The 26412-nt window shown below is 70.3% G+C and carries 20 protein-coding genes; 10 read left to right on the top strand and 10 right to left on the bottom strand.

Features of this window, described 5'->3' with window-relative positions; genetic code table 11:
• Window positions 1-23 precede the first annotated feature (23 nt).
• Genes OG331_RS10075 through OG331_RS10065 form a run of 3 tightly spaced genes read left to right on the top strand, consistent with a single transcriptional unit; the run spans window position 24 to window position 2595 of the window.
• Window positions 24-1460 carry a S8/S53 family peptidase gene (locus OG331_RS10075; protein ID WP_406194127.1) on the top strand — a complete coding sequence of 479 codons (1437 nt, stop codon included), beginning with the start codon at window positions 24-26 and terminating at the stop codon, window positions 1458-1460.
• A gap of 59 nt (window positions 1461-1519) precedes the next feature.
• Window positions 1520-2095: a sigma-70 family RNA polymerase sigma factor gene (locus tag OG331_RS10070; protein ID WP_328877796.1), complete on the top strand. Its 576-nt coding sequence runs from the start codon at window positions 1520-1522 to the stop codon at window positions 2093-2095.
• A gap of 8 nt (window positions 2096-2103) precedes the next feature.
• Entirely contained in the window at window positions 2104-2595 is a 492-nt protein-coding gene (locus OG331_RS10065) for a hypothetical protein (protein ID WP_365054385.1), read from the top strand.
• A gap of 9 nt (window positions 2596-2604) precedes the next feature.
• Here the strand turns inward: OG331_RS10065 and OG331_RS10060 are convergent, their stop codons facing one another.
• From OG331_RS10060 to OG331_RS10040, 5 genes are all read right to left on the bottom strand, one after another.
• Window positions 2605-3393, bottom strand: a complete 789-nt coding sequence (locus tag OG331_RS10060) for an N-formylglutamate amidohydrolase (RefSeq protein WP_406194124.1) — start codon at window positions 3391-3393, stop codon at window positions 2605-2607.
• A gap of 8 nt (window positions 3394-3401) precedes the next feature.
• Window positions 3402-4052, bottom strand: coding sequence for a hypothetical protein (locus tag OG331_RS10055; RefSeq protein ID WP_406194122.1), 651 nt, complete (start codon window positions 4050-4052; stop codon window positions 3402-3404).
• A gap of 49 nt (window positions 4053-4101) precedes the next feature.
• Window positions 4102-4320, bottom strand: a complete 219-nt coding sequence (locus OG331_RS10050) for a DUF397 domain-containing protein (RefSeq protein ID WP_406194120.1) — start codon at window positions 4318-4320, stop codon at window positions 4102-4104.
• Window positions 4317-5180: a helix-turn-helix transcriptional regulator gene (locus OG331_RS10045; protein ID WP_363034257.1), complete on the bottom strand. Its 864-nt coding sequence runs from the start codon at window positions 5178-5180 to the stop codon at window positions 4317-4319. The genes OG331_RS10050 and OG331_RS10045 overlap by 4 nt, the downstream gene beginning before the upstream one ends.
• A 236-nt stretch (window positions 5181-5416) precedes the next feature.
• Window positions 5417-7636: an NADP-dependent isocitrate dehydrogenase gene (locus OG331_RS10040; protein ID WP_406194117.1), complete on the bottom strand. Its 2220-nt coding sequence runs from the start codon at window positions 7634-7636 to the stop codon at window positions 5417-5419.
• 235 nt (window positions 7637-7871) lie between these two features.
• Between OG331_RS10040 and OG331_RS10035 the strand changes: the two genes are divergently transcribed.
• Complete coding sequence (locus tag OG331_RS10035) at window positions 7872-9437, top strand: M1 family metallopeptidase (RefSeq protein WP_406194114.1); 1566 nt, start codon at window positions 7872-7874, stop codon at window positions 9435-9437.
• 15 nt (window positions 9438-9452) lie between these two features.
• On the opposite strand, the gene OG331_RS10030 is transcribed toward OG331_RS10035, so the two are convergent.
• The 3 genes from OG331_RS10030 to OG331_RS10020 form a co-directional block, all read right to left on the bottom strand.
• Window positions 9453-10562 (bottom strand): mechanosensitive ion channel family protein, encoded by a 1110-nt coding sequence (locus OG331_RS10030; RefSeq protein ID WP_406194112.1) that lies wholly within the window; start codon window positions 10560-10562, stop codon window positions 9453-9455.
• Between the two features lie 381 nt (window positions 10563-10943).
• Window positions 10944-11708 carry a crotonase/enoyl-CoA hydratase family protein gene (locus tag OG331_RS10025; RefSeq protein WP_406194110.1) on the bottom strand — a complete coding sequence of 255 codons (765 nt, stop codon included), beginning with the start codon at window positions 11706-11708 and terminating at the stop codon, window positions 10944-10946.
• Window positions 11709-11838: 130 nt separating this feature from the next.
• On the bottom strand, window positions 11839-12804 hold the full coding sequence (locus OG331_RS10020; RefSeq protein ID WP_406194107.1) for a YbhN family protein: 966 nt from the start codon (window positions 12802-12804) through the stop codon (window positions 11839-11841).
• Between the two features lie 126 nt (window positions 12805-12930).
• Here OG331_RS10020 and OG331_RS10015 point away from each other — a divergent pair, with 126 nt between their 5' ends.
• From OG331_RS10015 to OG331_RS10005, 3 genes are all read left to right on the top strand, one after another.
• Window positions 12931-14874, top strand: coding sequence for an ABC transporter ATP-binding protein (locus OG331_RS10015; protein WP_406194105.1), 1944 nt, complete (start codon window positions 12931-12933; stop codon window positions 14872-14874).
• Between the two features lie 94 nt (window positions 14875-14968).
• Window positions 14969-18892 (top strand): glycoside hydrolase family 2 TIM barrel-domain containing protein, encoded by a 3924-nt coding sequence (locus OG331_RS10010; protein WP_406194103.1) that lies wholly within the window; start codon window positions 14969-14971, stop codon window positions 18890-18892.
• A gap of 148 nt (window positions 18893-19040) precedes the next feature.
• Window positions 19041-20669 carry a serine/threonine-protein kinase gene (locus tag OG331_RS10005; protein WP_406194101.1) on the top strand — a complete coding sequence of 543 codons (1629 nt, stop codon included), beginning with the start codon at window positions 19041-19043 and terminating at the stop codon, window positions 20667-20669.
• A gap of 18 nt (window positions 20670-20687) precedes the next feature.
• Here the strand turns inward: OG331_RS10005 and OG331_RS10000 are convergent, their stop codons facing one another.
• Window positions 20688-21185 carry a hypothetical protein gene (locus OG331_RS10000; RefSeq protein ID WP_328877784.1) on the bottom strand — a complete coding sequence of 166 codons (498 nt, stop codon included), beginning with the start codon at window positions 21183-21185 and terminating at the stop codon, window positions 20688-20690.
• Window positions 21186-21610: 425 nt separating this feature from the next.
• Here OG331_RS10000 and OG331_RS09995 point away from each other — a divergent pair, with 425 nt between their 5' ends.
• From OG331_RS09995 to OG331_RS09985, 3 genes are all read left to right on the top strand, one after another.
• The gene (locus tag OG331_RS09995) at window positions 21611-23131 is read left to right on the top strand and encodes a catalase (RefSeq protein WP_406194099.1); all 1521 of its coding nucleotides are present in this window, start codon (window positions 21611-21613) and stop codon (window positions 23129-23131) included.
• Window positions 23132-23407: 276 nt separating this feature from the next.
• Window positions 23408-23830 (top strand): aspartate 1-decarboxylase, encoded by a 423-nt coding sequence (gene panD / locus OG331_RS09990; protein WP_406194097.1) that lies wholly within the window; start codon window positions 23408-23410, stop codon window positions 23828-23830.
• Between the two features lie 41 nt (window positions 23831-23871).
• On the top strand, window positions 23872-24216 hold the full coding sequence (locus tag OG331_RS09985) for a GNAT family N-acetyltransferase (RefSeq protein ID WP_406194095.1): 345 nt from the start codon (window positions 23872-23874) through the stop codon (window positions 24214-24216).
• 523 nt (window positions 24217-24739) lie between these two features.
• Here the strand turns inward: OG331_RS09985 and gndA are convergent.
• Complete coding sequence (gene gndA, locus OG331_RS09980) at window positions 24740-26179, bottom strand: NADP-dependent phosphogluconate dehydrogenase (protein WP_406194093.1); 1440 nt, start codon at window positions 26177-26179, stop codon at window positions 24740-24742.
• Window positions 26180-26412: the final 233 nt, after the last annotated feature.

The raw sequence follows: 26412 nt of genomic DNA, 5'->3' as shown, positions 1-26412 counted from the left end.
TCGCCTCAGTGGGAGGACACGCCATGGCACCACAGCGATTCCACGAACAGTTCGAGCAGATCCAACGCACCATGCCCGACGTCCCCCTCGCGATGGGACCGGACGACTCCGCCGAGTTCATCTACGAGAAGGGTTACGTCCTGGTCCGCGACGGCGAGGACGCCCGCCTCGTCGAGGACACCGTACGCACGCACTTCACCGCCGAGCCCGACCTCGTGCAGGACAACGTGCGGCGCGTGAGCCCGCAGACCAACCGCTCGGGCATCACCCGCATCCAGGTCGGCGACCCCGGCGAGGGCGACCGCGCCGGTGACCGCCCCGTCGCGCACGCCCTGCGCGCCCTGCGCGAGACGGAGGGCCGGGCCGGACGCCGCCTGGTCAGCCGCAACCACCTGGTGTCGATCGCCGTCAACTCCTGCCCCGGCGACGAGCCCGTGCCCGTCCCGGCCACCGAGCAGCTCAACCCCGCCGTGGCCGAGGGCGCCCACGACCCGGACACCGCCGTCGGCGTCCTCGTCATCGACACCGGCCTCATGAACGACTTCCGGTCCGCCCCGCTGCTCGCCCACACCGACGGCGACGCGCAGCTCAAGGAGTGCGACGACGACGGCGTCCTCCAGCAGTACGTCGGCCACGGCACGTTCATCGCGGGCCTCGTCGCCGCCGTCGCACCCAACACGAACGTCACGGTGCGCAACTCCCTCAACGACGCGGGCGCCATCCTGGAGTCCGAGTTCGGCGAGAAGCTCTTCGAGGCCGTCGACGCGGGCGGCTGGCCCGACATCCTCAGCCTCTCCGCCGGCACCTCCAACGGCCGCACCGACGGCCTGCTCGGCGTCGAGGCCTTCATGCAGGAACTGCGCGGCCAGCGCACCCTGCTCGTCGCCGCGGCCGGCAACAACGGCAGCGCCACGCCCTTCTGGCCCGCCGCCTACGCCGACCTGCCCGACTACCAGGACACCGTGCTGTCGGTCGGCGCGCTGCGCGGCGACGGCGAGTTCGGCGCCTGCTTCAGCAACCACGGCTCCTGGGTCAAGGTGTACGCCCCCGGCGAGCGCCTCACCAGCGTCCTCACCGGCTTCGACACGCCGGTGCCGTACGTGTACCAGCACTCCACCTACGATGCCTGCCGGTACGGATTCGGCTACTCCTGCTCCTGCGTCTCCCCGCGCCACAGCGGCCTGTTGAGCGAGCCGGGCGGGAGCAGCGGCACCAAGCCCGACCAGGTGATGTTCGAGGGGTTCGCGCACTGGAGCGGCACCTCGTTCGCCACTCCGGTCGTCGCCGCGATGATCGCCACCCACATGAGCTCGCAGCAGGAGAACGACCCGCGGGTGGCCCGGTACAAGATGCTCGCGGCGAACACCGGGTTCGCGGAGGTGCGGGGGGCGCATGTACCCGCGCTTCGCCCCCCGACCTGGCGCCCTGTCCCCGTCGCACCGCCGGCTCCTCGCTCATGAGGGTCGGAACCGCCCCCTCCGCGGCGTACGATGACTTGCCGTACACGAGGGGTGGGGCTGTGGACCGTGCAGATGTCGGTGCGTTGGTCCAGTCCGCCGTCGACGGCGACGCGGCGGCCTGGAAGGCGCTCGTGGAAGGAATGAGCCCACTGGTGTGGTCCGTCGTGCGCGCGCACCGGCTCAATGACGCCGACGCCCACGAGGTGTACCAGACCGTGTGGTTCCGTTTCGCCCAGCACCTCGGGCGCATCCGTGAACCCGAGAAGGCCGGGTCCTGGCTCGCGAGCACCGCACGGCACGAATGCCTGAAGGTGCTCAAGAGCTTAAGGCGGCTGACCGTGACGAGCGATCCGCAGCTGCTGGACCGGGTCAGCGAGGAACGTACGCCCGAACAGTCGCTCCTGGACTCCGAGGAGGCCGCCGCCGAGTCCGAGCGCATCCGCTGGATGTGGCAGGAGTTCGAGGAACTCGGCGACCGTTGCCGCCAGTTGCTGCGCGTGCTGATGGCCTCGCCGCCGCCCAGCTACCAGGAGGTGTCCGCCGCACTGGGCATCGCCGTGGGCAGCATCGGGCCGCTGCGCCAGCGCTGTCTGCGCCGACTGAGGGCCCGACTCGACGCACGGGGAGCGTTGTGAACGACGAGATGCACGACGAAGCGACCGGCGAGGAGCCCGTCGACCACAACGGGTCCGGCGACGACGGGTTCGACATCGAACTGCTGGAGGAGGAACTCCGCCAGGCCGCCGCCATCCTGGACCCCGTGCCGGCCCAGCTGCGGCAGCTCGCCGTCGAGGCCTTCGCACTGCACGACCTCGACGCCCGGATCGCCGAGTTGACCTTCGACTCGGTGGTGGACGCCATTCCGGTCAGGGGGGCCACGGACGTGCCGCGGATGCTGACGTTCCGCGCGGGCGAGGTGACCGTCGACGTGGAGGTGACCGCGCAGGGGCTGATGGGGCAGGTGCTGCCGCCCCAGCAGGCACGGATCGAGGTGCTGGGCGGCCCGCAGACGGCCATCCCGGTGGAGGCCGACGACATGGGCCGTTTCACCAGCGACGCACCGCCGAACGGCCCCTTCGCGCTGCGGCTGCGGACGGGCGCGGAGGTCGTGGTCACGGAGTGGCTGCGGGCCTGACCCACCGGGTCAGCGTGCGGCGGCGTCCACCAGCGCCGCCAGTGCCGCCGAGAGCCGGGTGAGTCCCGCACCTGCGGGGCCGCCCGGCTCGGTCATGTACGTGTCCCGGCGAATCTCGATCATCAGGGCGCCGACCCGGGGCTCGCTGCCGTAGAAGTCCAGCGGTACGTACGTTCCGCTGAACGGACTGTCCAGCCCCGTCTCCCCGCCCGGCGCGAACGCCTCCCGGGCGGCGGCGAGCAGTTCGGGCGGCGTGTGGAACGCGTCGGTGCCCAGGCAGACGGGCGGTCGAGCGCCCTCGCCGTGCAGTTCGTAGGGGAGCGGGGCTGCCGGATAGGAGTGCACGTCGATGATCACGGCCCGGCCGGTGGCGGCGAGCCGGTCGGCCACGGCTGCCGTCATGGCCTTCGCGTACGGCCGGAAGTACCGCTCGACCAGCGGTTCCGGGTCTGTGCCGGCGGGCCGCAGCTCCGCGCGATGCGTGGTCCGGGTGTAGACGGCACCCATGCCCACGGCCAGCATCTCCTCCCGCTCGTCCGGGAACCGCTCCGGATCGACGACCAGCCGGGACAGCCGGTTGACGAACCGCCAGGGCGTGAGCGACGCCCTTTCGGCCGCCGCCTCGGCGAGCTCCGCGGTGTGCGCGTCGGTGATGTGGTCGAGTTCGTGCTCCAGCGCCCGGTCGTCCAGCACGATCGAGGTCCGCGCGTCGGCCGGGATCTGCCGGGCGGAGTGCGGTACGTGCAGGATCACGGGGGAGTCGGCGGCGCCGGGCAGCAGCTCGAAGGAAGCAGACATGGGGCCTCTCAAGGTGTTCTGGTCAGGGGTGGCCGGGTGATCCGGCGGGGCGCGGGCATGGAGACCTGCTGCACCTTCACGTCGACGAGGGAGTGCCGGCAGTCGTACGCCGGTGCCGTGTCCACGAGCAGGAGGTAGGTGATCGTCGTGCCGCGGCCGATGAGGCCGGGTCCGATGCGCAGGAGCGAACCGCACATCTCCGTCTGCGGGGCACGGGCCGCGCCGGGGCCGGCCTCGGTGCGCAGCACTTCCAGACAGGGCACGCCCAGGTCGACCTGGAACGGGTCCCCCCGGTCGAACGCTTCGCTGGGGATGTCCCACCGCCCGGGGTTGGTCAGCACCAGCCGAACCACGTGTGGATCGGTGAGTAAGGCACCGTTCCACCGGATCTCCAGGCTCCCGTACATGACCTGCTGCACCAACGGCTGGTGGCTCACGGTGTAGTTGAGCCGCCGCTTGGGATGGGTCGAGCGGAACGCCGTCCACATCGCGAGGAACCCGACGAGCACGGTCCCGGCGACGCCGGCCGCCGTCCAGAAGGTCTCCCCGGTGTAGAAGGCACCGGACGCGACGGGCAGGAGAGAGGTGACCTCGTTCACGGGCAGCCCGACGCGCCAAGGGGCCGGTCGCGCGTCGTACTCCGTTCGTACGTGCGGCAACTGTTCCGGTGGCTCTCCGTCCCGGCCCGCCGACGGTTCCTTGCACGACTCAGAGGCGGCTGACTCCTCCGCCGAGGAAGGCCCGCCACTCGTGCGGTGTGAACACGAGTGCCGGTCCCTGAGCGTTCTTGGAGTCCCGGACCGCGACGAGACCGGCGACTGCCGCGACCTCGACACACGCTCCGTTGCCCGAACTGCGGCTGCTCCTGCGCCAGTCGGCCCCGTCCAGGTCGACCCGCGACAGCCTTCGTCCGTCGTGCGCGCTCATGACCCCTGCATCTCCCTTGCGATCCGCTCCAGCGTGGTGGGTGTCTCCTGCGGGTCGGGAGCGGCGGCCCGCACGAGGTCGAAGGTCTGGATGAAGGTGCGGACATCGCGTTCCTTCTCCAAGTACACGTTTCCGGCAATGGAGTTGACGTAGACGACGGTGGGCTCGCGCGGCCCGAACTCCAGCAGCGAGAAGGTCCCGGCGAGGGCCGCGTGGGCGCCCTTCGCGGTCGGCATGATCTGGATGGTGACGTTCGGCAGCTCGGTCGCCCTGGCCAGGTGCTCCAGCTGGTCCACCATGACCTCGGTGCCGCCGACCGGCCGGCGCAGCGCGCTCTCCTCCACCACCACCCACAGCTCCAGCGGCTCGGGAGTCCTGGTCAGCAGCGCCTGCCGTTCCTTGCGGAAGCGCACCAACTGGTCCACCTCGTACGGCTCGTTGGGCCGGACGGCGGCGATCACGGCACGGGCGTAGTCCGCGGTCTGCAACAGGCCGTGCACGAACGTGGGTTCATAGCTGCGCAGAACACTGGCGTCGGCCTCCAGGCCCGCATAGGTGGCCATGCCGGAGGGCAGCACCTCGTTGTAGTGCGCCCACCAGCCCTGCTGCTGGGCGCCCTTGTGGATCAGCATGACGGCCTCGGTGAGCTCCGGCTCGGTCACGCCGTACCACTGGAGCAGATCGCGGACGTCCCTGGCCTTGATGGGGGCCTGTCCGGTCTCCACCCTGCTGATCTTGGACATCGAGCACTCCAGGTGCGCCGCGACGTCCTCGATCCGCTTGCCCGCGTGTTCGCGCAGGCGGCGGAGTTCGGCGCCGAGCTGGCGCCGCCGCAGCGTGGGTCCGCCGGCCGTGGCCATTGCCTCACCCCTCGCGTCTGTTGCGCCGGGCAAGTGCGTCCGGCCGTCAATCTCCTTGTACCTGAGGATAGTTGAGATCATGCATATGGCTCACGCAATTGCGTGAGAGAAATTGCCTCACCTCAAAAGGGCCTGGTCACCGACCGCGGACATGACTCCGCCCCGGACATGACTCCGCCCCGGCCGGGCGGTGCACCGGTCGGGGCGGAGACGGCAAGGCCCGCAGGCCCGATGGGTCAGCTCAGGGAGGCGAGCGTCTCGTTCCAGGTGGCCGACGGGCGCATGATCGCGGCGGCCTTGGCCGGGTCGGGCTGGTAGTAGCCGCCGATCTCGGCCGGCTTGCCCTGGACGGCGTTCAGCTCGTCGACGATCTTCTGCTCGTTGGCGGTGAGCGTCTCGGCGAGCGGGGCGAAGGCCTTCGCCAGGTCCGCGTCGTCGGTCTGCTTGGCCAGCTCCTGCGCCCAGTACAGGGACAGGAAGAAGTGGCTGCCGCGGTTGTCGATGCCGCCGACGCGACGGGTCGGGGACTTGTCCTCGTTGAGGAAGGTCGCCGTGGCGCGGTCGAGGGTGTCGGCGAGGACCTGCGCGCGGGTGTTGCCCGTGGCCGTCGCGTACTGCTCCAGGGACGGCACCAGCGCGAAGAACTCACCGAGGGAGTCCCAGCGCAGGTAGTTCTCCTTGACCAGCTGCTGGACGTGCTTCGGCGCGGAGCCGCCGGCGCCCGTCTCGAACAGGCCGCCGCCCGCCATCAGCGGGACGACCGACAGCATCTTGGCGCTGGTGCCCAGCTCCAGGATCGGGAAGAGGTCCGTGAGGTAGTCGCGCAGGACGTTGCCGGTCACCGAGATGGTGTTCTCGCCACGGCGGATGCGCTCCACCGACAGCTTGGTGGCGTCGACCGGGGCGAGGATGCGGATGTCCAGGCCCTCGGTGTCGTGCTCCGGCAGGTACGCGTTGACCTTGGCGATCAGGTTGGCGTCGTGCGCGCGGGTCTCGTCCAGCCAGAAGACGGCCGGGTCGCCGCTGGCGCGGGCGCGGGTGACGGCCAGCTTCACCCAGTCCTTGATCGGGGCGTCCTTGGTCTGGCAGGCGCGGAAGATGTCACCGGCGGAGACCGCCTGCTCGATCACCACGTCGCCGGCCTGGTCGACCAGGCGGATCGTACCGGCGGCCTTGACCTCGAAGGTCTTGTCGTGGGAGCCGTACTCCTCGGCCTTCTGCGCCATCAGGCCGACGTTCGGGACCGAGCCCATGGTCGACGGGTCGTAGGCGCCGTTCGCACGGCAGTCGTCGATCACGGCCTGGTAGACGCCGGCGTAGGAGGAGTCCGGCAGCACGGCCAGCGTGTCGGCCTCCTGACCGTCCGGGCCCCACATGTGGCCGGAGGTGCGGATCATGGCCGGCATCGAGGCGTCGACGATCACGTCGGAAGGCACGTGCAGGTTGGTGATGCCCTTGTCGGAGTCGACCATGGCCAGCTCCGGGCCCTCGGCGATCTCCGCCTCGAAGGACGCCTTGATCTCGGCGCCGTTCGGCAGCGCGTCCAGGCCCTTGAGGATGCCGCCCAGACCGTCGTTCGGGGACAGACCGGCGGCGGCGAGGGCCGCGCCGTACTGCTCGAAGGTCTTCGGGAAGAAGGCGCGCACCACGTGGCCGAAGACGATCGGGTCGGAGACCTTCATCATCGTGGCCTTGAGGTGCACGGAGAACAGCACGCCCTGGGCCTTGGCCTCGGCGATCTGCGCGGTGAGGAACTCACGCAGCTCGGCCACGTGCATCACCGAGGCGTCGACGACCTCACCGGCGAGGACCGGTACGGACTCGCGCAGGACGGTGGTCGTGCCGTCCTCGGCGACGTGCTCGATCCTGAGCGCGCCGGCCTCGGAGATCACGACGGACTTCTCGGTGGAGCGGAAGTCGTTGCGGCCCATGGTCGCCACGTTCGTCTTGGACTCGGCGGACCAGGCGCCCATGCGGTGCGGGTGGGTCTTGGCGTAGTTCTTGACCGAGGCGGGGGCGCGCCGGTCGGAGTTGCCCTCACGCAGGACCGGGTTCACGGCGGAGCCCTTGACCTTGTCGTAGCGGGCCTGGATCTCCCGCTCCTCGTCGGTCTTCGGGTCGTCCGGGTAGTTCGGCAGCGCGTAGCCCTGGCCCTGGAGCTCGGCGATCGCGGCCTTGAGCTGCGGGATCGACGCCGAGATGTTCGGCAGCTTGATGATGTTGGCCGCGGGCGTCTTGGCGAGCTCACCGAGCTCGGCCAGGGCGTCCGGGATGCGCTGGTCCTCGGTCAGGTGCTCCGGGAACAGCGCGATGATGCGGCCGGCCAGCGAGATGTCCCGCGTCTCCACGGCGACACCCGCCTGCGAGGCGTAGGCCTGGACCACCGGCAGGAACGAATACGTCGCCAGGGCGGGGGCCTCGTCAGTGTGCGTATAGATGATGGTCGAGTCAGTCACCGGGTGCTCCGCTCCACGTCTGCAACATTGCTCGACATCAAGATATCTCGTGACCGACCCGTACTCGACAGGGGTCCGCACTGAGGTGCGGGATGTCTGCCGCGATCTCGGATCCGCGCAAACGGACCTACCGCCTCCGTGCAACCGGATCGCCCGGTCCCGGAGTCATGTAAGGCGATCACCACCGATCCGGCGGCCGGCCCTGACCATCCGGCCGCCCGAGCGAAAGCGGACCATGAGATATCGCAGCAGAGTGACGGCCCCCGCGGCCGCCCTGATCGGCACGGCAGCGGCCCTGGCCGCCGCCCCCTCCGCCCACGCGACGCCGACGCTGACGGGGGCATCGGCCGCCAAGACCTCCGGCACCCCGGGCCCCGAGACCCTCGGTGACCCGGTCTACCCGGCCCTCGGCAACGACGGCTACCGCGTCGCCGCCTACCACCTCGACTTCTCCTACGACGCCACGACCCGCCTGGTCGACGCCACCGCGACCCTGAAGATCCGCACCACCCAGGCCCTGAGCCGCTTCTCCCTCGACTCCCTCGGCCTCGACATCCGCTCCGTCCGCGTCGACGGCCGGGGGGCGGCCTTCGAGCAGGTCGACGAGAAGCTGCGCATCACGCCCGCCCGGACCCTGCCGGCCAACTGCCGGGTCACCGTCTGCGTCGAGTACTCGGCGGACCCGCGCCGCACCCTGCCGCACACCGGCTGGGTCGACACGCTGGACGGCTTCGCCGTGGCCTGCCAGGCGGACTCGGCGCACACCGTCTTCCCGTGCAACGACCACCCCTCCGACAAGGCCGACTTCTCGTTCCGCCTCACCGTCCCCAGCGGCCTGCGCGGCGTGGCGACCGGACTGCACATACGCACCGAGCGCCTGTCAGGCGGCCGTACCGCGTACACGTACCGCTCCCGCGAGCCCATGGCCACCGAGTTGGTGCAGATAACGGTCGGCGACTACGTGATCAAGGACCGTAAGGGCCCGCACGGCCTCCCGTTGCGGGACGTCGTGCCGGTCGCGCGGGCCGAGGCGCTGGAACCGGCGCTCGCGCTGACGCCGAAGCTGGTCGAGTGGGTGGAGGCGCGGCTCGGGGCGTACCCGTTCGAGACGTACGGACTGCTGCCCTGCAACTCCGACGTCCCGGAGCCCTTCGACTTCACCGGCCTGGAGACCCAGACCCTCACCATCTACCGGCCGAACTATCTGCTCCAGGAGGAGTCGAAGATCGGCTCGCACATGATGCACGAGCTGGTCCACTCCTACTTCGGCAACAGCGTCAGCCCCGCCACCTGGGCCGACCTGTGGATCAACGAGGGCCACGCCGACTTCTACGGGCTGCTCTACCGCTACGAGCGCGGCTGGGCCGACTCCCTGGGCATGACCACCCTGGAAGCCCGGATGAAGCACACCTACGCGCAGGGCGACCAGTGGCGCCACGACTCGGGGCCGGTCGCGGCGCCGAACGCGGTGAACCTCTTCGACAGCCAGCGCTACCTGGGCGGCGTCCTGGTCCTGTACGCGCTGCGCAACCTCGTCGGCGAGCAGGCCTTCAGCGCCCTTGAGCGGGCCTTCCTCGACCGGTACCGCAACGCCTCGGCGTCCACGGAGGACTACATCGCCGTGGCCTGCGAGGTCTTTGGCCAGGATCTGACCGGATTCCTGCGGGGCTGGCTGTACGGCACGAAGACGCCGCGGATGCCGGGGCACCCGGACTGGACGGTCACCCCGGTGCCCCCGGCCCTCGCCGCGCCGCACAGCCGCAAGGGCAGCCGGTCCCACGACAACTCGGCCACCCTCTAGGCACGTCCGAGCAGGTCAGTCGAGGCGGACGGGGGTCACCTCGTCCGCCTCTCCGGGGAGCCGCGGATGCGGTATCGACTGCTGCGGAATCGACACCGTCCCCTGCTGGATCGCCACCGTCCGCGTGGGCGCCGGAATGCGGATGCCCTCCGCGCGGTAGCGCTTGTGCAGGCGCTTGATGAACTCGTGCTTGATCCGGTACTGGTCGCTGAACTCGCCGACACCCAGGATGACCGTGAAGCCGATCCGGGAGTCGCCGAAGGTGTGGAAGCGGATGATCGGCTCGTGGTCCGGGAGGGCGCCCTCGACCTCGGCCATCACCTCGGCGATGACCTCGTTGGTCACCCGCTCGACGTGGTCCAGGTCGCTGTCGTAGGCGACGCCGACCTGGAGCAGGATCGTCAACTCCTGCTCGGGCCGCATGAAGTTGGTCATGTTCGTCTTGGCGAGCTCCCCGTTGGGGATGACGATCAGGTTGTTGGAGAGCGCGCGCACGGTCGTCTGGCGCCAGTTGATGTCCTCGACGTAGCCCTCCTCGCCGCTGCTCAGCCGGATGTAGTCGCCGGGCTGGACGGTCTTGGAGGCGAGGATGTGGATGCCCGCGAAGAGGTTGGCGAGCGTGTCCTGCAAGGCCAGCGCGACCGCCAGACCGCCCACGCCCAGGGCGGTGAGCAGGGGCGCTATGGAGATGCCCAGCGTCTGGAGCACCACCAGGAAGCCGATGGCCAGGATCAGAACCCGGGTGATGTTGACGAAGATCGTGGCCGAGCCCGCGACACCGGGGCGGGACTGGGTGACCGTCCGCATCAGCCCGGCGATCCCGCGGGCCACCGACAGCGTCACGACGAAGATGAGCAGCACGGTCAGGATCTGATTGACGTTGTGCTGGACCGTCTTCGTCAGCGGCAGCGCGGCGCCCGCGGAGGCCGCGCCGCCGAGGAACGCCGCCCACGGCACCACGGTGCGCAGGGTGTCCACGATGAGGTCGTCGCCGCTCCAGCGGGTGCGGTCGGCGTGCTTGCCCAGCCAGCGCAGCAGCATCCGCAGCAGGACGGCCGCCAGCAGCCCCGCCGCCAGCGCTATCCCCGCGATGACCAGGTCGTCCACAGTGAGCGCGCGCTTCACCGGTCACCCCCGAGGAGAAATGCTGCGGCGAACCCCTTCGCCGACGGCCGGATGTGAAGTCTCGTCACGTTGTCACCTGCTCGATTCCGCGATGTGCCGTCGCGCCGGCCACCCCATCCCCCGAGACCGGCACGAGGGCTCATCCTGCCGTATCGGGTACACGCGTTCGCACCAGGAGCGTCGGCCGGACGGCCTCATCAGCCGCTTTCGGGCATTCTCCCTCGAACTTCCGGCACCCCGAGGGCGGAACGACCGCCTCCGGAGGCGCGCTTGATGCGCGAGCGCCGCTCAGGGGGCGCTCCACGCCGCGCACGCTCCCGCAGCGACGGGGCACGGGATGGGGTAGGGGATGCGGTACGGATGCCTCAGCGGTGAGCCGCGTCACATGTCCGAGAACGACCCGTGCCGCCCCGCACCGGAGGCGAAACGGGACGCGCCCTCCAGGCTCTGAGCCAACACACCCATGCCGTGCCGGAGTTCGGCGCGCATCGCGGCCGGCTCGGCCAGCCCCTCCTGGTCGAGCACGGAGGCGCGGTCGGCGCGCAGGCAGGCCTGCGGGAACCGCGCGATCGTGGCGGCCAGTTCCTCGGCCTCGGCGCGGGAGCGTCCGCTCGGCACCACACGGTTGGCGAGCCCCATCCCGTACGCCTCGCCGGCCGGCACCGGACGTCCGGTCAGGATCATGTCCATGGCGCGGCTCGTGCCGATCAGCCGGGGCAGCCGTACCGTGCCGCCGTCGATCAGCGGTACGCCCCAGCGGCGGCAGAACACCCCGAAGACCGCGTCCTCCTCGGCGACCCGCAGATCACACCACAACGCCAGTTCGAGACCTCCGGCCACGGCGTGTCCCGCGACAGCGGCGATCACCGGCTTGGACAGCCGCAGCCGGGTCGGCCCCATCGGGCCGTCACCGTCCTGCGCGACCTCGTTGCCCCGTCCGCTGCCGAGCGCCTTCAGGTCGGCGCCCGCGCAGAACGTGCCACCCTCGCCCCACAGCACCGCCACCCGCGCCTCGTCGTCGGCGTCGAACTCCCGGAAGGCGTCGGCGAGATCGGCGGCCGTGGGCCCGTCGACCGCGTTGCGGACCTCCGGACGGGAGAGAACGACGGTGGTGACGTGCCCCTGGCGCTCGACGCGGACCGGCATGGCGGGGTCCCTTCCGTGGGTCGGACCCCGTACGTTACTGACTGGTCACATGACCTTCCACCGGAACCGATCGGTCGGACCGCCTGGATCGGACCGCCTGGATCGGACTGCCCGGATTGGACGGCCTTGATCAGATGACCTTGAAGCGCACGAGCGCCCCCAGCGTCAGTGCCCCCGGCAGCAGCGGCAGCCACACCGTGATGATCCGGTACGCCAGCACGACCGCCGTCGCCACCGCAACCGGGCCGCCCGCCGCCACCAGCGCCACTATCAGCGCCGCCTCGACCGAGCCGAGCCCGCCCGGTGTCGGCACCAGGGCGACGGCGACGGTCGCCGCCAGATAGGCGAGCGCCATGTGGGCCGGCGGCACGTCGAGCCCCAGGGCGAGCCCGACCAGGACCAGGCCGGCCGCCTGCAGCGCGGGGAAGGCCAGCGAACCGCCCCACAGTGCCAGTGCCCGGGACGGGCGGGTGTGCACCGAGCGCGCTTCGTCCACCGCGGTGCGCAGGAAGGAGAACACGGCGGTGCGCAGTCGGCGTACGAGTGCGAAGACGGCCACGATCACGATCGCCGCCGCGCCGATGACCAGCAGCAGCGGGCCCCACGCCCCCTCCGGCAGGAGCGGCCCGAGTTGCAGCGCGTGCGGGAAGGCGATCAGCAGGGCGGCCAGCAGGCCTACGCGGGCCACGCTCTCCGCGAGGAGATACAGGGCCAGCGCGGCCGAGGAACGGGCGAGCGGCAGCCCGCACACCGTCATGAAGCGCAGGTTGACCGCGCTCGCGCCCAGCCCGGTGGGCAGCAGGTGGTTGGCGGAGCCCGCCGCGAACTGCGTGACGAGCAGCCGCAGTTTGGGCAGCCGGTCGATGACGGCGCCCTGCCGGGTGACGGCCGCCGCGACCCAGGTGAGGCAGGTGGCGCAGGCCGCGGCGAGCAGCCACGGCCACTTGGCCGTCGCCAGATGACCGATGCCCTCGGCGAGCACGGAGCGGTGCTGCACCGCGACCACGATGACGAGGACGAGCGGAAGCAGGACCAGGATCCGGCGGACCGGGAGACGTCTGAGCAGGCGTCCCGCGGGAAGTCGTACGGCTGTCACATTCGGAGAGGTTCTCCACGCTGTGACAACTGCGGGTAGCGACAGCGGGGACGGCACCTTACGGACCGGCTGCGGACGGACTTCGGTGTTGACCTCAACATTGCTTGAGGTTCTACGTTCTCTCGCATGAGCATGGAGACCACAGCCTGGACCCAGCTGCACAGCGTCATGAACGCCGAGCAGGAGCGCCGCCCCTTCGCCCGCGCCACGCTGCGCCGCATCGCCGCCTTCGCCCGCCCGCACCGCCGCCGGATCGCGCTCTTCGTCGTGCTCGGGGTGATGACCGCGCTGCTCGCCGTCGCGACCCCCGTACTCGCCGGACGCGTCGTCGACGCGATCGTGACGGGCGGCGACGAGGGCACCGTCGTCCGCCTGGCCCTCTTGATCGCCCTGATCGCGGTGGCGGAGGCGGTGCTCGGGATCATCGCCAGGCGCCTGTCGGCGACGCTCGGCGAGGGCCTCATCCTCGATCTGCGGACGGCTGTGTTCGATCATGTGCAGCGCATGCCGGTCGCGTTCTTCACACGTACTCGTACGGGAGCGCTGGTCTCCCGTCTCAACAACGACGTCATCGGAGCCCAGCGCGCCTTCAGCAACACGCTGTCCGGCGTGGTCAGCAACCTCGTCACCCTGCTGCTCACCGTCGCCGTCATGCTCACCCTGTCCTGGCAGATCACCCTGCTCGCCCTCGTCCTGCTCCCGGTGTTCGTGATCCCGGCCCGCCGCATGGGCCACCGCATGGCCCGCATGCAGCGGGAGGCCGCCGCACTCAACGCCGCGATGGGCACCCGCATGACCGAGCGCTTCTCGGCGCCCGGCGCCACACTGATCAAGCTCTTCGGGCGCCCGGGGGAGGAGTCGGAGGAGTTCACGGCCAGGGCCCGCAGGGTGGCCGACATCGGCGTACGGACGGCCGTCGCCCAGTCGGTGTTCATCACCGCGCTCACCCTGGTGTCGGCCCTGGCCCTCGCCCTGGTCTACGGCCTCGGCGGCTGGTTCGCCCTGCGCGGCACCCTGGAGCCGGGCGCCGTCGTCTCACTGGCGCTGCTGCTGACCCGTATGTACGCGCCGCTCACCGCGCTCGCCGGCGCCCGCGTCGAGGTCATGAGCGCCCTGGTCAGCTTCGAGCGCGTCTTCGAGGTGCTCGACCTGAAGCCGCTGATCGAGGAGAAGCCGGACGCGAAGAAGGTCCCCGAGGGCCCGGTGTCGGTGGAGTTCGAGAACGTCCGCTTCGGCTACCCCTCCGCCGACAAGGTCTCCCTCGCCTCCCTGGAGGAGGTCGCGACCCTCGACACGCGCGGCGGGGCCGAGGTGCTGCACGGCATCTCCTTCCGCGCCGAACCCGGCCGGACGGTCGCCCTCGTCGGCTCGTCCGGCGCCGGCAAGTCGACCGTCGCCCAACTCCTCCCGCGGCTGTACGACGTCGACGAGGGCGCCGTGCGCGTGGCCGGCACCGACGTCCGCGACCTCAGCGCCGAGTCCCTGCGCGGCACCCTCGGAATGGTCACCCAGGACGGCCACCTCTTCCACGACACCGTCCGCGCCAACCTGCTGCTGGCCCGCCCCACCGCCACCGACGCCGAACTGTGGGACGCCCTGCGCCGCTCCCGCCTCGACGATCTCGTACGGTCCCTGCCCGACGGCCTCGACACGGTGGTCGGCGAGCGCGGCTACCGGCTCTCCGGCGGCGAACGCCAGCGGATGACCATCGCCCGGCTGCTGCTGGCCCGCCAGCGCGTCGTCATCCTCGACGAGGCCACCGCCCACCTCGACAACACCTCCGAGGCCGCCGTCCAGGAGGCGCTCGCCGAGGCGCTGGAGGGCAGGACCGCGGTCGTGATCGCCCACCGGCTGTCCACCGTGCGGGCGGCGGACCTGATCCTGGTCGTCGAGGCCGGCCGGATCGTCGAACGCGGCACGCACGACGAGTTGCTGGCGGCGGGCGGACGCTACGCCGAGCTGTACCGGACACAGTTCGAGCAGCTGGATTCGGCCAAGGTCGACGGCCGTACCCATCAGGAACACACAAACCTCGACAGCGTCATTGCTTCCACTGTGTTCACAACCTAGTGTGCGTTGGGTTTCCCAACAGCACCGCACATGATCTGACGCTCCCTCAAGCCGTGCAGCGCCGCACTGTCGTCCCGAGGAAGGCCACACGTCGATGCCGCTCACCCCCGTGCCCCCCACCGGCCCGTTCCGCACGCCGGGCGTACCGGTCAGCCGCCGCCGTCTCCTGGAGGGGGGAGCCGCCCTGCTCGGGGTGCTCGCCGTCGCCGGATCGTCCGCCACGGTGCACGCGGCCGACGGGGCCGGAGCGGCGGCCGACACCCCTGAGTGGAACGGCCACATCGACGTCTTCCGGATCGGCACCCAGCCGCCGCACACCACCCTCATGCCGTACGCGGACGTACGGCAGGCGCTGGACGCCGACCGCACCCGCTCGCCCTACCGGATCGGCCTCGACGGCAAGTGGAAGTTCGCCTACGCCGACCGCCCCGACGACCGGGACCCCGACTTCCACCGCACCGACGTCGACGACAGCGACTGGGACAGCATCCCCGTCCCCTCCGTCTGGCAGATGCACGGCTACGACCGCCCGATCTTCGTCAACATCACCTACCCCTGGTGGGGCCCGAACGGCCTGGGCGAGGAGGCCCAGCCCCCGGCCGTACCGACCCGCTTCAACCCGGTGGGGCAGTACCGCCGTACCTTCACCGTGCCGCGCGGCTGGTCGGGACGGCGCACCTTCCTGCACTTCGAGGGCGTGAAGTCCGCGCACTACGTGTGGATCAACGGGGAGTTGGTGGGGTACGCCGAGGACTCGTTCACCCCCGCCGAGTACGACGTCACCCCGCACCTCAAGCCCGGCACCAACCAGATCGCCGTCGAGGTCTACCGCTTCTCCGACGGCGACTGGCTGGAGGACCAGGACATGATCCGGCTGAGCGGCATCTTCCGCTCGGTCTACCTCTACTCCACGCCCGAAGTCCGCCTGCGCGACTTCAAGTTGGACACCCCGCTCAGCGACGACCACAGCGCCGCCGAGCTGTCCGTCACCGCCACCGTGCGCTCGTACGGCGGGACGGCCGAGGGCGGCTACTCCGTCGAGACGCAGCTGTACGACTCCCGCGGCCACGCCGTGTGGTCCAGGCCGCTCCAGCAGGCCGTCGACCTCGCGTCCGCCCCCGCCGGTGAGGACGTGACCGTCCGGGCGAGCAGAGCCGTGCCCGAGCCGAAGCTGTGGTCCGCCGAGCACCCGAACCTCTACACCGCCCTACTGCGGCTGCGCGACCCGGCCGGGAAGGTGATCGAGACCCTCTCGCACCGCGTCGGCCTGCGCGAGTTCGCGCTCAAGGACGGCCTGATGCGGATCAACGGCAAGCCGGTGTCCTTCCGCGGCGCGAACCGGCACGAGATGCACCCCGACAGCGGCATGGCACTCACCCGCGCGCACATGGTCAGGGACATCGAGATCATCAAGCGGATGAACATGAACTCCGTCCGCACCTCGCACTACCCCAACAACCCGCTCTGGTACGAACTCGCGGACGAGTACGGCCTCTATCTCGTCGACGAGACCAACCTCGAAACCCACGGCATCCGCGGCGAGTACCCCGGCAACCACGCCGACTGGACCAAGGCATGCGTGGCCCGCGCCCAGAGCATGGTCCACCGCGACAAGAACCACCCCTCGGTCGTCATCTGGTCGCTCGGCAACGAGGCCGGCGGCGGCAGCACCTTCGTCGCCATGCACGACTGGATCAAGTCCTACGACACCACGCGCGTGATCCAGTACGAGGGCGACGACCGGCCGGCGGTCAGCGACATCCGCTCCGAGATGTACGACAGTCCGTCCCGCGTCGAGCAGCGCGCGAACGACACCGCCGACACTCGGCCGTACGTCATGATCGAGTACGCGCACGCGATGGGGAACTCGAACGGCAACTTCAAGGAGTACTGGGACATCGTCCGCCGCCACGACGTCCTCCAGGGCGGCTGGATCTGGGACTTCGTCGACCAGTCGCTGAACTGGCCCGTGCCGACGCGCAAGTTCCTCACCGAGGCCGGGCCGGGCGCCCTGCGCGGCGAGATCCTCACCGCGAGCGGCACCTTCGACCGCGCCAAGGGCGTCTCCGGGGCCACCGTCTTCCCCCGTGACGAGCGCCTCGACCTCACCGGCTCGCTCACCCTGGAAGCCTGGGTCACCCCGCACCACACCGGCTACCACCAGCCGATCATCGCCAAGGGCGACACTCAGTACGCCCTCAAGCAGTCGGACAACACCCTGGAGTTCTTCATCCACGGCGACGGCCAGTGGATCACTGCCAACTGGACCCTCCCGGCCGACTGGACCGGCCGCGAGCACCACATCGCCGGAGTCTTCGACGCGGACACGGGCACGCTGACCCTCCACGTCGACGGCGAGGTGAAGTCCACCCGCACCACCACGCGCAGGCCCGCCACCACCACCGCGCCCCTCGCCCTCGCCACCGACGTGGACAACCCCACCCGGGAGTTCAGCGGCACGATCCGGCGGGCACGCGTGTACGCCCGTGCGCTCAGCGCCGCCGAACTCGGCCGCGACAGCCGAGGTCCCGGTGACGACGGCGTACGTTTCTGGTTCGACGCGGCCACCGTCGACCTCACCGAGAAGCGGCCCCGCGCGAAGACCTTCTTCCCGTACGGCGGCGACTGGGGCGACAACCCCAACGACGGCACCTCCAACGCCGACGGCATCGTCACCGCCGACCGCCGCCACACCGGCAAGGCGGCCGAGATCAAGCAGATCTACCAGGCGGTCAACGCGGCCCCGGCGTCCGGTGACTCACTGACAGCCGGCGCCGCCATCACCCTCACCAACGAGTACCTCTTCACCAACCTCCGTGAGTTCGACGGCCGTTGGGAGCTCGTCGCCGACGGCGAGGTGGTGCGGAGCGGCAGGCTGAGCCGCGACCAGCTGGACGTCCCGCCGCTCGGCAGCAAGGACATCACGGTGCCGGTGAAGCTGCCGGACGACCCGGCCCCCGGCACCGAGTACTTCCTCCAGCTCTCCTTCACCACCAAGGAATCCACCGCGTGGGCGAAGGCGGGCTTCGAGGTGGCCAAGCAACAACTCGCCATCGACGCCGACACCCCGCCCGTGACGCCCGTGCCCCTGGCGAACGTGCCGGCCCTCCGCCACGAGGAGGGGGACAAGGTCCTCACCGTCAGGGGAGAGGGCTTCTCGGTCACCGTCGACAGGACCAGTGGCGTCATCACGTCGTACGAGTCCCGCGGCACCCGGCTCCTCACCTCCGGCCCGGTGCCGAACTTCTGGCGGGCGCCCACCGAGAACGACCGCGGCAACGGCCAGCACACCCGCAACCAGACCTGGCGCGACGCGGGCGCGAACCGCAAGGTGACGGACGTGGCGGTGCGCGCCCTCCGCGACAAGGCGGTGGAGATCAAGGTCAGCGGCACGCTGCCGACTTCCGTCGAGTCGACGTACACCACCACCTACACGGTGTTCGGCAACGGCGAGATCAGGGTCGACAACACCCTGCACCCGGGCGCCGCGTCCCTGCCGTACATCCCGGAGGTCGGCACGCTGCTGTGCCTCCCCGGACGTTTCGAGCGCCTGCGCTACTACGGCCGCGGGCCGGAGGAGAACTACGTCGACCGCCGAGACGCCACCGACGTGGGCGTGTACTCCGGAACCGTCTCCGAGCAGTGGACCCCGTACATCCGCCCGCAGGAGAACGGCAACAAGACCGACGTCCGCTGGATCGCCCTGACCGACGCCAGGGGCACCGGCCTCCTCGTCTCCGGCGAACCCCTGCTGGAGGTCAACGCCTCGCACTTCACCCCGGAGGACCTGTCGTCCGGGGTGCGCCACGACTACCAGCTCACCCCGCGCGACGAGGTCGTCCTGCGCGTGAACCACCGTCAGATGGGCCTGGGCGGCGACAACAGCTGGGGCGCGCACACCCACGACCGGTACAAGCTGTTCCCGAGCCGCGACTACTCCTACACCTACCGGCTGCGCCCGCTGAGGGACGTCAACGAGGCGATGACGGCGTCCCGCAGGCCCACCGCGGTGGAGTGACCCGACGCGACCCCGGCCCCCTCGATCGCAGTGTGATCCACCTGTAACACCCGCAGGCGCAACCGGTGATGTTGTATTGAGCGTCGGGCTGTAGTGCGATGCTGAGCCGAGGGCACTCGGGCTAGGGAAACAGGGGGACGAAACCGTCATGGAGAACTTGCGGCCCGGCGATCCGACACAGGTCGGGGACTACCGGTTGCTCCGACGGCTCGGGGCCGGGGGCATGGGGCGGGTGTTCCTCGGCCGGTCGCAGCGGGGGCGCACGGTCGCCGTGAAGCTGGTCCATGCGCAGTTGGCGTACGACGCCGAGTTCCGACGCCGGTTCCGCGCGGAGGTGGCCGCGGCACGGCAGGTGGGCGGGGAGTGGACGGCCCCGGTACTGGATGCCGACACCGAGGCGGAGACGCCCTGGGTCGCCACCGGGTATGTCGCCGGTCCCACCCTGCACGAGGCGGTGACCGAGATGGGCGGGCCGCTGCCGGAGCAGTCGGTGTGGCACCTGGCCTCCGGTCTGGCCCGTGCGCTGCAGAGCATCCACGGCTGCGGGCTGGTGCACCGGGACCTCAAGCCGTCGAACGTGATGCTGACGGTCAACGGTCCCCGGGTGATCGACTTCGGTGTCGCCCGCGCGGCTGAGGCCAGTGTGCTGACCCGCACCGGTGCGATGGTCGGCTCTCCGGGGTACATGTCGCCCGAGCAGATCCTGGGCACCGAGATCACCGGGCTGAGCGACGTGTTCAGTCTCGGACTGGTGCTGGCGTTCGCCGCCACGGGCCGACAGCCATTCGGCGGCTCGGACAGCGGCGCCCACGCGATCATGCTGCGCGTGACCGAGGACGAACCGGACCTGGAGGGGATGCCCGAGCCGCTGGCCGAGTTCGTGGGGCGGTGCCTCGCCAAGCAGCCCGAGCACCGGATTCCGCCGGCGGAGATCGTGGCGACGGCAGAGGCGGCCACCGCGGATGGCACCTCGGACGCGTGGCTTCCGGGCGCCCTGATGGCGGAGCTCGGCCGGCGCGCCGCCGCCCTCCTCGACCTCGAGGAGGCGCCGCCGCCGACCCGGGTCGACAACCCGGCCCCGGGTCGTGTCGGGGACGACGTGCACGCCCTGCCGACCATGCACGGCGGGCACGTCCCTGCTCCGCCGCCGGGCACTCCGACGCCGGTACCGATGCCCCCCGTACCCACGCCGACGCCGACCCCCATGCCGCCGATGCCGACGCCGACGCCACGGACAACGGTGACCACACCGCCGATGCCGCCGGTACCGGGCGGCTACCCGCCGGGCGGCAGCCGAGCGAGCCGGGTCGGCCCCGTGCTGCTCGCTTTTGCCGCCGTCGTCGTGCTCGCCATCATTCTCTCCGTGGCGCTTCCCGGCCTCGGAGAAAAAGGGGACGGAGCCAACTCCGGGGCGTCCGGGGCGGGTTCCTCCACGAAGTCCCCGAAGGCGTCCCCGGCCGACTACAAGGGCAAGTGGACCGGGAACGTGCGCGAGTCGGACGGCAGCCTCTACTCGATCCAGGTGAACTACACGGGCGGGAAGATCGGCGACCAGGTGGCCACCGTCGAGTACCCGTCACTGGCGTGCAGCGGCCGATGGATCCTCACCATGGACACCGGGCATTCGGTACAGGTCCGAGAGGAGATCACCAAGGAGAGCAGCCCGATGAACTGCGTCGACGAGGTCGATCTCATCCTGACCCCCTCGGGCGACGGCGCTCTGCGCTACGAGGTGACGAGCGTGGAGGACACCGGAACGCTGCAGCGCAGCAAGTGACCGACACAGATCAGGGGGTCAGTCCGGGAGGGGCAGTGGCGGAAGCTGCTGGTACTCGGACCGGCCCCGGTTGAGCACGGAGATCGTCGCCGCGGTCAGCCACGGCACGGTCGGCCCGGCCAGCCGCATCGGCTCCCACTGCTGGTAGTCGGTGAACAGCGCCCACTGTTCGAGCACGGGAAGAAAACTGATGATCTCGTGGTGCCGAACCGTCACCCAACGGTTCTCCGCCGCGACATGCAGCAGCATGCGACGGTCGGTGAGTATCGCACGGCAGGAGGAGAAGTCGCGCCACTGCGCCTGAGCCATCGCCTGTGCCCGGTTGCGGGCGCTGTTGTTGGAGAGCGCGTCTCCGACCAGCCCGGCGGCGACGAACATCGGTGACCCGAAGTAGAAGCCCGAGCGCTGGTTGTAGGTCACGTTCGTGCCGTAAAAGCGCGAGTAGTCCGCCGCTACGTCGCCGTATGCGATCTCACCCTGTTCGAGCAGCACACCTGGAGTGGCGATCGGGGCCAACTCCCCTCCGCCGCGCAGGTGTCGGTGGAGAGAACACGCGGCCTCCCATCCCTGCTGGTGAAGGGCGCGCAAGTGATCGTCAGCTGAATTCCGTTGTGGCACTGCCTCTAGCCCCCACTGCGACACAGAACGGGTGGATCTCCGTCCGCTCCCATAATGCCAGGTGGGGATGGATCGGGACCCGAGTATTGCGTGCTGAGCGCAGGACCTTCACGGGTGGGCATGAGGTCGGCCGAGACGCGGCGGGCACATTCTCCCACGTGCTCCTTACCTGCGCTCCCGATGCCGGTGGGTCGAGGCGAGGGCGTTTATCCCGCCTCCTCCGGGTCACGCGCATATGGGAAAAGTGTCGGCTGGGATCGTCTGTGCCGCGTCCGTACGGGAGTCGCGACCTGGCCGCCGGTACACCAGGAAAGGGACGACTCATGACGGAGATCCGACCCGCCACCACCTCCGATTCCGGCGCACCTGTGGAGAGCGACGAACACTCGCTCACCGTGGGCCCCGGGGGGCCGATCCTGCTGCAGGACGCCTATCTGATCGAGCAGATGGCGCAGTTCAACCGGGAGCGGATACCCGAACGGCAGCCGCATGCCAAGGGAAGCGGCGCCTTCGGTCACTTCGAGGTGACACACGATGTCAGTGCGTACACGAAGGCCGCCCTCTTCCAGCCCGGTACGCGCACCGACCTGGTCATCCGCTTCTCCACCGTCGCCGGCGAGCGCGGCAGCCCGGACACCTGGCGCGACCCGCGCGGTTTCGCGGTGAAGTTCTACACCAGCGAGGGCAACTACGACATGGTCGGCAACAACACGCCGGTCTTCTTCGTGAAGGACCCGATGAAGTTCCAGCACTTCATCCGGTCCCAGAAGCGCCGCGCGGACAACAACCTGCGCGACCACGACATGCAGTGGGACTTCTGGACCCTCTCCCCGGAGTCCGCCCACCAGGTCACGTGGCTGATGGGCGACCGCGGCATCCCGCGGACCTGGCGCCACATGAACGGCTACACCTCCCACACGTACATGTGGATCAACGCCGCCGGCGAGCGGTTCTGGGTGAAGTACACCTTCAAGACCGACCAGGGCATCGAGTTCTTCACCCAGCACGAGGCCGACCAGATGGCCGCGGCCGACACGGACTACCACACCCGGGATCTCTTCGAGCACATCCGGGACGGTGACCACCCCAGCTGGACCCTGTACGTGCAGGTGATGCCGTACGAGGACGCCGCGGGCTACCGCTTCAATCCGTTCGACCTCACCAAGGTGTGGCCGCATGGCGACTACCCGCTCATCCCGGTCGGTCGCATGACGCTCGACCGCAACCCCACCGACAACCACGCTCAGATCGAACAGGCGGCGTTCCAGCCCAACAACTTCGTCCCCGGCATCGGTCCGAGCCCGGACCGCATGCTGCTGGCCCGTCTGTTCTCCTACGCGGACGCCCACCGCCATCGGATCGGCGGCAACTACCAGCAGCTTCCGGTGAACGCCCCCGTCGTCGACGTCCACACCTACTCGAAGGACGGGGCGATGGCCTACCGGAACACCACCGACCCGGTGTACGCCCCGAACTCCAAGGGCGGCCCCGCGGCGGACACCGAGCACTACGGATCCCCGCCCAGCTGGACGGCCGACGGTGAGATCACCCGCGCCGCCTACGTCTCCCACCCCGAGGACGACGACTGGGGCCAGCCCGGCACCATGGTGCGCGAGGTCCTGGACGACGCCGCCCGCGACCGCCTGGTCGACAACGTCGTCGGACACCTCCTCAACGGAGTGAGCGAACCCGTCCTCGAGCGAGCCTTCGCGTACTGGTCGAAAATCGACGAGACCATCGGCAAGCGCATCGCCGACGGCGTACGGGCCAAGGCCGACGAGAAGGATCCCAAGGCCGCCGAACAGGGCAACCCGGCACGGAGCTCCATGCAGAACAAGGCCTGACAGGCCCGATCGGGCCCCACGGCAGGGACGGCTGACGACGACGGCCCGGCGGGAGAGCGCTCCGGCTCTCTCGCCGGGCACGGCTATGCAGCCGCCGACGTCCGGAACGGTGCGGGCGTGGGCCTCGATGTGGCCATCATCACGAAGCTCTGCGAGGGCCGTTGAGTACGCTGATCCCGACCGTCGGCGAGGGCGTCAGAAGAGTCGCCGTAGCGTGTCAAACAGCCCTTGACCTGCAACAACGCAGGCAGGGAGCCTAGGTCCGGGAGTACCTCCATGCTGCGAACCATGTTCAAATCCAAGATCCACCGCGCCACCGTCACCCAGGCCGACCTGCACTACGTGGGATCGGTGACCATCGACGCGGACCTGCTCGACGCCGCCGACCTGCTGCCCGGTGAGCTCGTCCACATCGTCGACATCACCAACGGCGCCCGCCTGGAGACCTACGTCATCGAGGGCGAGCGCGGGTCCGGGGTCATCGGGATCAACGGCGCCGCCGCCCATCTCGTCCACCCCGGCGACCTGGTGATCATCATCAGCTACGCTCAGATGACCGACGCCGAGGCACGGGAGTTCGAGCCGCGGGTCGTGCACGTGGACGGCGCCAACCGGATCGTGGCCCTGGGCGCGGACCCGTCCGAGCCGGTGCCGGGCTCGGAGCAGGAGCGCAGCCCGCAGGCCGTGCCGGTGGCCTGACCGCACTCATCCTCAGCCTGACGACGGACCAGGAGCGTGCCATGAGCGACATCGAGATCCGTGACGACCGGGCGGCGGGCCGTCTGGAGGCCCTCCTGGGCGACGAAGTCACCGGCCGCATCGAGTACTTCGTCCTCGAATCCCCGGCGCGCGCTTTCGTCCCCGTCCACACCGTTGTGGAGCAGGCTCACGAGGGGAAGGGCATCGCGGGCTCCCTGGCACGCGAGCTGTACGGCATGGCGGCGCGCGAGGGAGCTGTCGTCGCGCCGCTGTGCCCGTACGTCGTGAAGTGGGCCGAGCGTCACCCCGACGAGGCCCCCGTGGCCGACCCGGGGCTGCTGGAGGCGGCGACGGACTGGCTGCGGGAGCACCCCGAGCGCTTCTGACGCCCACCTGGGCGGCCCCGATCGGGGCGGGCGAGTGACTGACGGCGCGGCCCTCGGGTACGCGGGGGAGTAGTCCAGAGCCGACGCGCACCGATTGGCCGGAGGACGCCATGACGAACCCGTATCCGGACCCCGTCCCGCCGGGACCGACCCCGGGACCGACCCCGGGTCCGGAGCCACAGCCTCCCGACCCCCACCCGGTACCGCCCCCGGAGCCCTCGCCGGCTCCCGAGCCGCCTCCGGCCCCGGGCCCGACCCCACCCTCACCGCCGACCCCGCCTGCACCCCCGGACCCGTCCCCGTCTCCGATCCCCCCGGGCCCGGAGCCGGTACCGAGCCCGGAACCGGGCCCGCCACTCAGCTGAGCCGGGCAGGGGAAAGCGGTGGGCGCTTGCAAATGCCGCCCACCGCAACCTCCTGAGGGGCGCGGGGCCCTATCGATCTGCGGCTCCGCCGCGTGGGCGCGACCAGCCCCCACGCACCCGCACGCGCAACTCGCGCTACGAGCGCCCCTCCCGAACTACTAGGCGGAAACCTCCGACCGGTCGCCACCCCACAGCGTGTGGAACGACCCGTCCCGGTCGGTCCGCCGATACGTGTGCGCCCCGAAGAAGTCCCGCTGCCCCTGCGTAAGCGCCGCAGGCAACCGCTCGGCACGCAGCGCGTCGTAGTACGCCAGCGCCGCAGCGAACCCCGGCGTGGGCACACCCTGCCGCGTCGCCGCGATGATCACCTCACGCCAGTCGTCCTGCGCCGCGGCGATCTCCTGCGCGAACGTGTCGTCGGACAGCAGGCTCGGCAGGTCCGCCCGGGTGTCGTACGCCGAGCGGATCCGGTCCAGGAACGCCGCGCGGATGATGCAGCCACCGCGCCAGATCGCGGAGACGGCGCCCAGATCGATGTCCCAGTCGTACTCGGCGCGAGCCGCGTCGATCTCGTGGAAGCCCTGCGTGTACGACACGATCTTCGACGCGTACAGCGCCTGCTCCACCCGGTCGGCGAACGCCCCCGCCTCCGCCTCGCTGAGCGGCGACGCCTTCGGGCCCGCCAGCTCCCGCGAAGCGTCCCGCAGCGCCGCGTGCCCGGACAGGGAGCGGGCGAAGACCGCCTCCGCGATACCGGAGACCGGTACGCCCAGGTCCAGGGCGATCTGGACCGTCCAGCGGCCGGTGCCCTTCTGCTCGGCCTGGTCGACGACCACGTCCACGAACGGCTTGCCCGTCGCCGCGTCCACGTGCGACAGCACCTCGGCCGTGATCTCGATCAGGTAGGAGTCCAGCCGGCCCTCGTTCCAGGTGCGGAAGATGTCCGCGATCTGCGCGGGCTCGTACCCGGCGACATCCCGCAGCAGCTGGTACGCCTCGCCGATGAGCTGCATGTCGGCGTACTCGATGCCGTTGTGCACCATCTTCACGAAGTGCCCGGCGCCGTCGGGGCCGACGTGTGTCACGCAGGGCGCGCCGTCCTTCGCCTTCGCGGAGATCTTCTCCAGCATCGGGCCCAGCGAGTCGTACGACTCCTTCGGGCCGCCCGGCATGATGCTCGGGCCGTGCAGCGCGCCCTCCTCGCCACCGGAGACACCCATGCCGACGAAGTGAATGCCCTGCTCACGCAGGTCGCGCTCGCGGCGCCGGGTGTCGGCGAAGTGCGCGTTGCCCCCGTCGATGATCATGTCGCCGGGCTCCAGCAGCGGCGCGAACTCCTGGATCACCGCGTCGGTCGGCTCACCGGCCTTCACCATGATCACCAGCCGCCGCGGCCGCTCCAGCGCCGCCACGAAATCCTTCGCGGTCTCGGCCGCGATGAAATCGCCCTCGCTCCCGAATTCCTCCACCAGCGCGTGCGTGCGCGCCGACGTCCGGTTGTGAACCGCGACCGTATAGCCGTTGCGGGCGAAATTACGGGCGAGGTTGCGGCCCATGACCGCGAGACCCGTGACGCCGATCTGCGCCGAAGTGCTCATGCGTTGGCTCCTAGTGATCTCGATACAGCAGCGGTACGGGTACCGCTCATGCCCGCCAGTATTGCCCCTTCGTCCATCCTGACGTGCCGGTACTCCGACCGCACATCCGGGTGGCGCGATGTCGCGCAGGCAGATACGGACGGAAGGCCCCGGCGCACTCAGTCGTCCCGGGGCGCCGGGCAACGTGCGCCGGTCGCACGGCACTTGGCGTGAAGAGGCGGCTGATTTGCTGT

The organism is Streptomyces sp. NBC_01017, from assembly GCF_045162795.1.
In the GTDB taxonomy this organism is placed as follows: Bacteria; Actinomycetota; Actinomycetes; order Streptomycetales; family Streptomycetaceae; genus Streptomyces; species Streptomyces machairae.
Note: the sequence above shows the minus strand (reverse complement) of the source record. Positions and strands in the feature narration are given on the sequence as shown.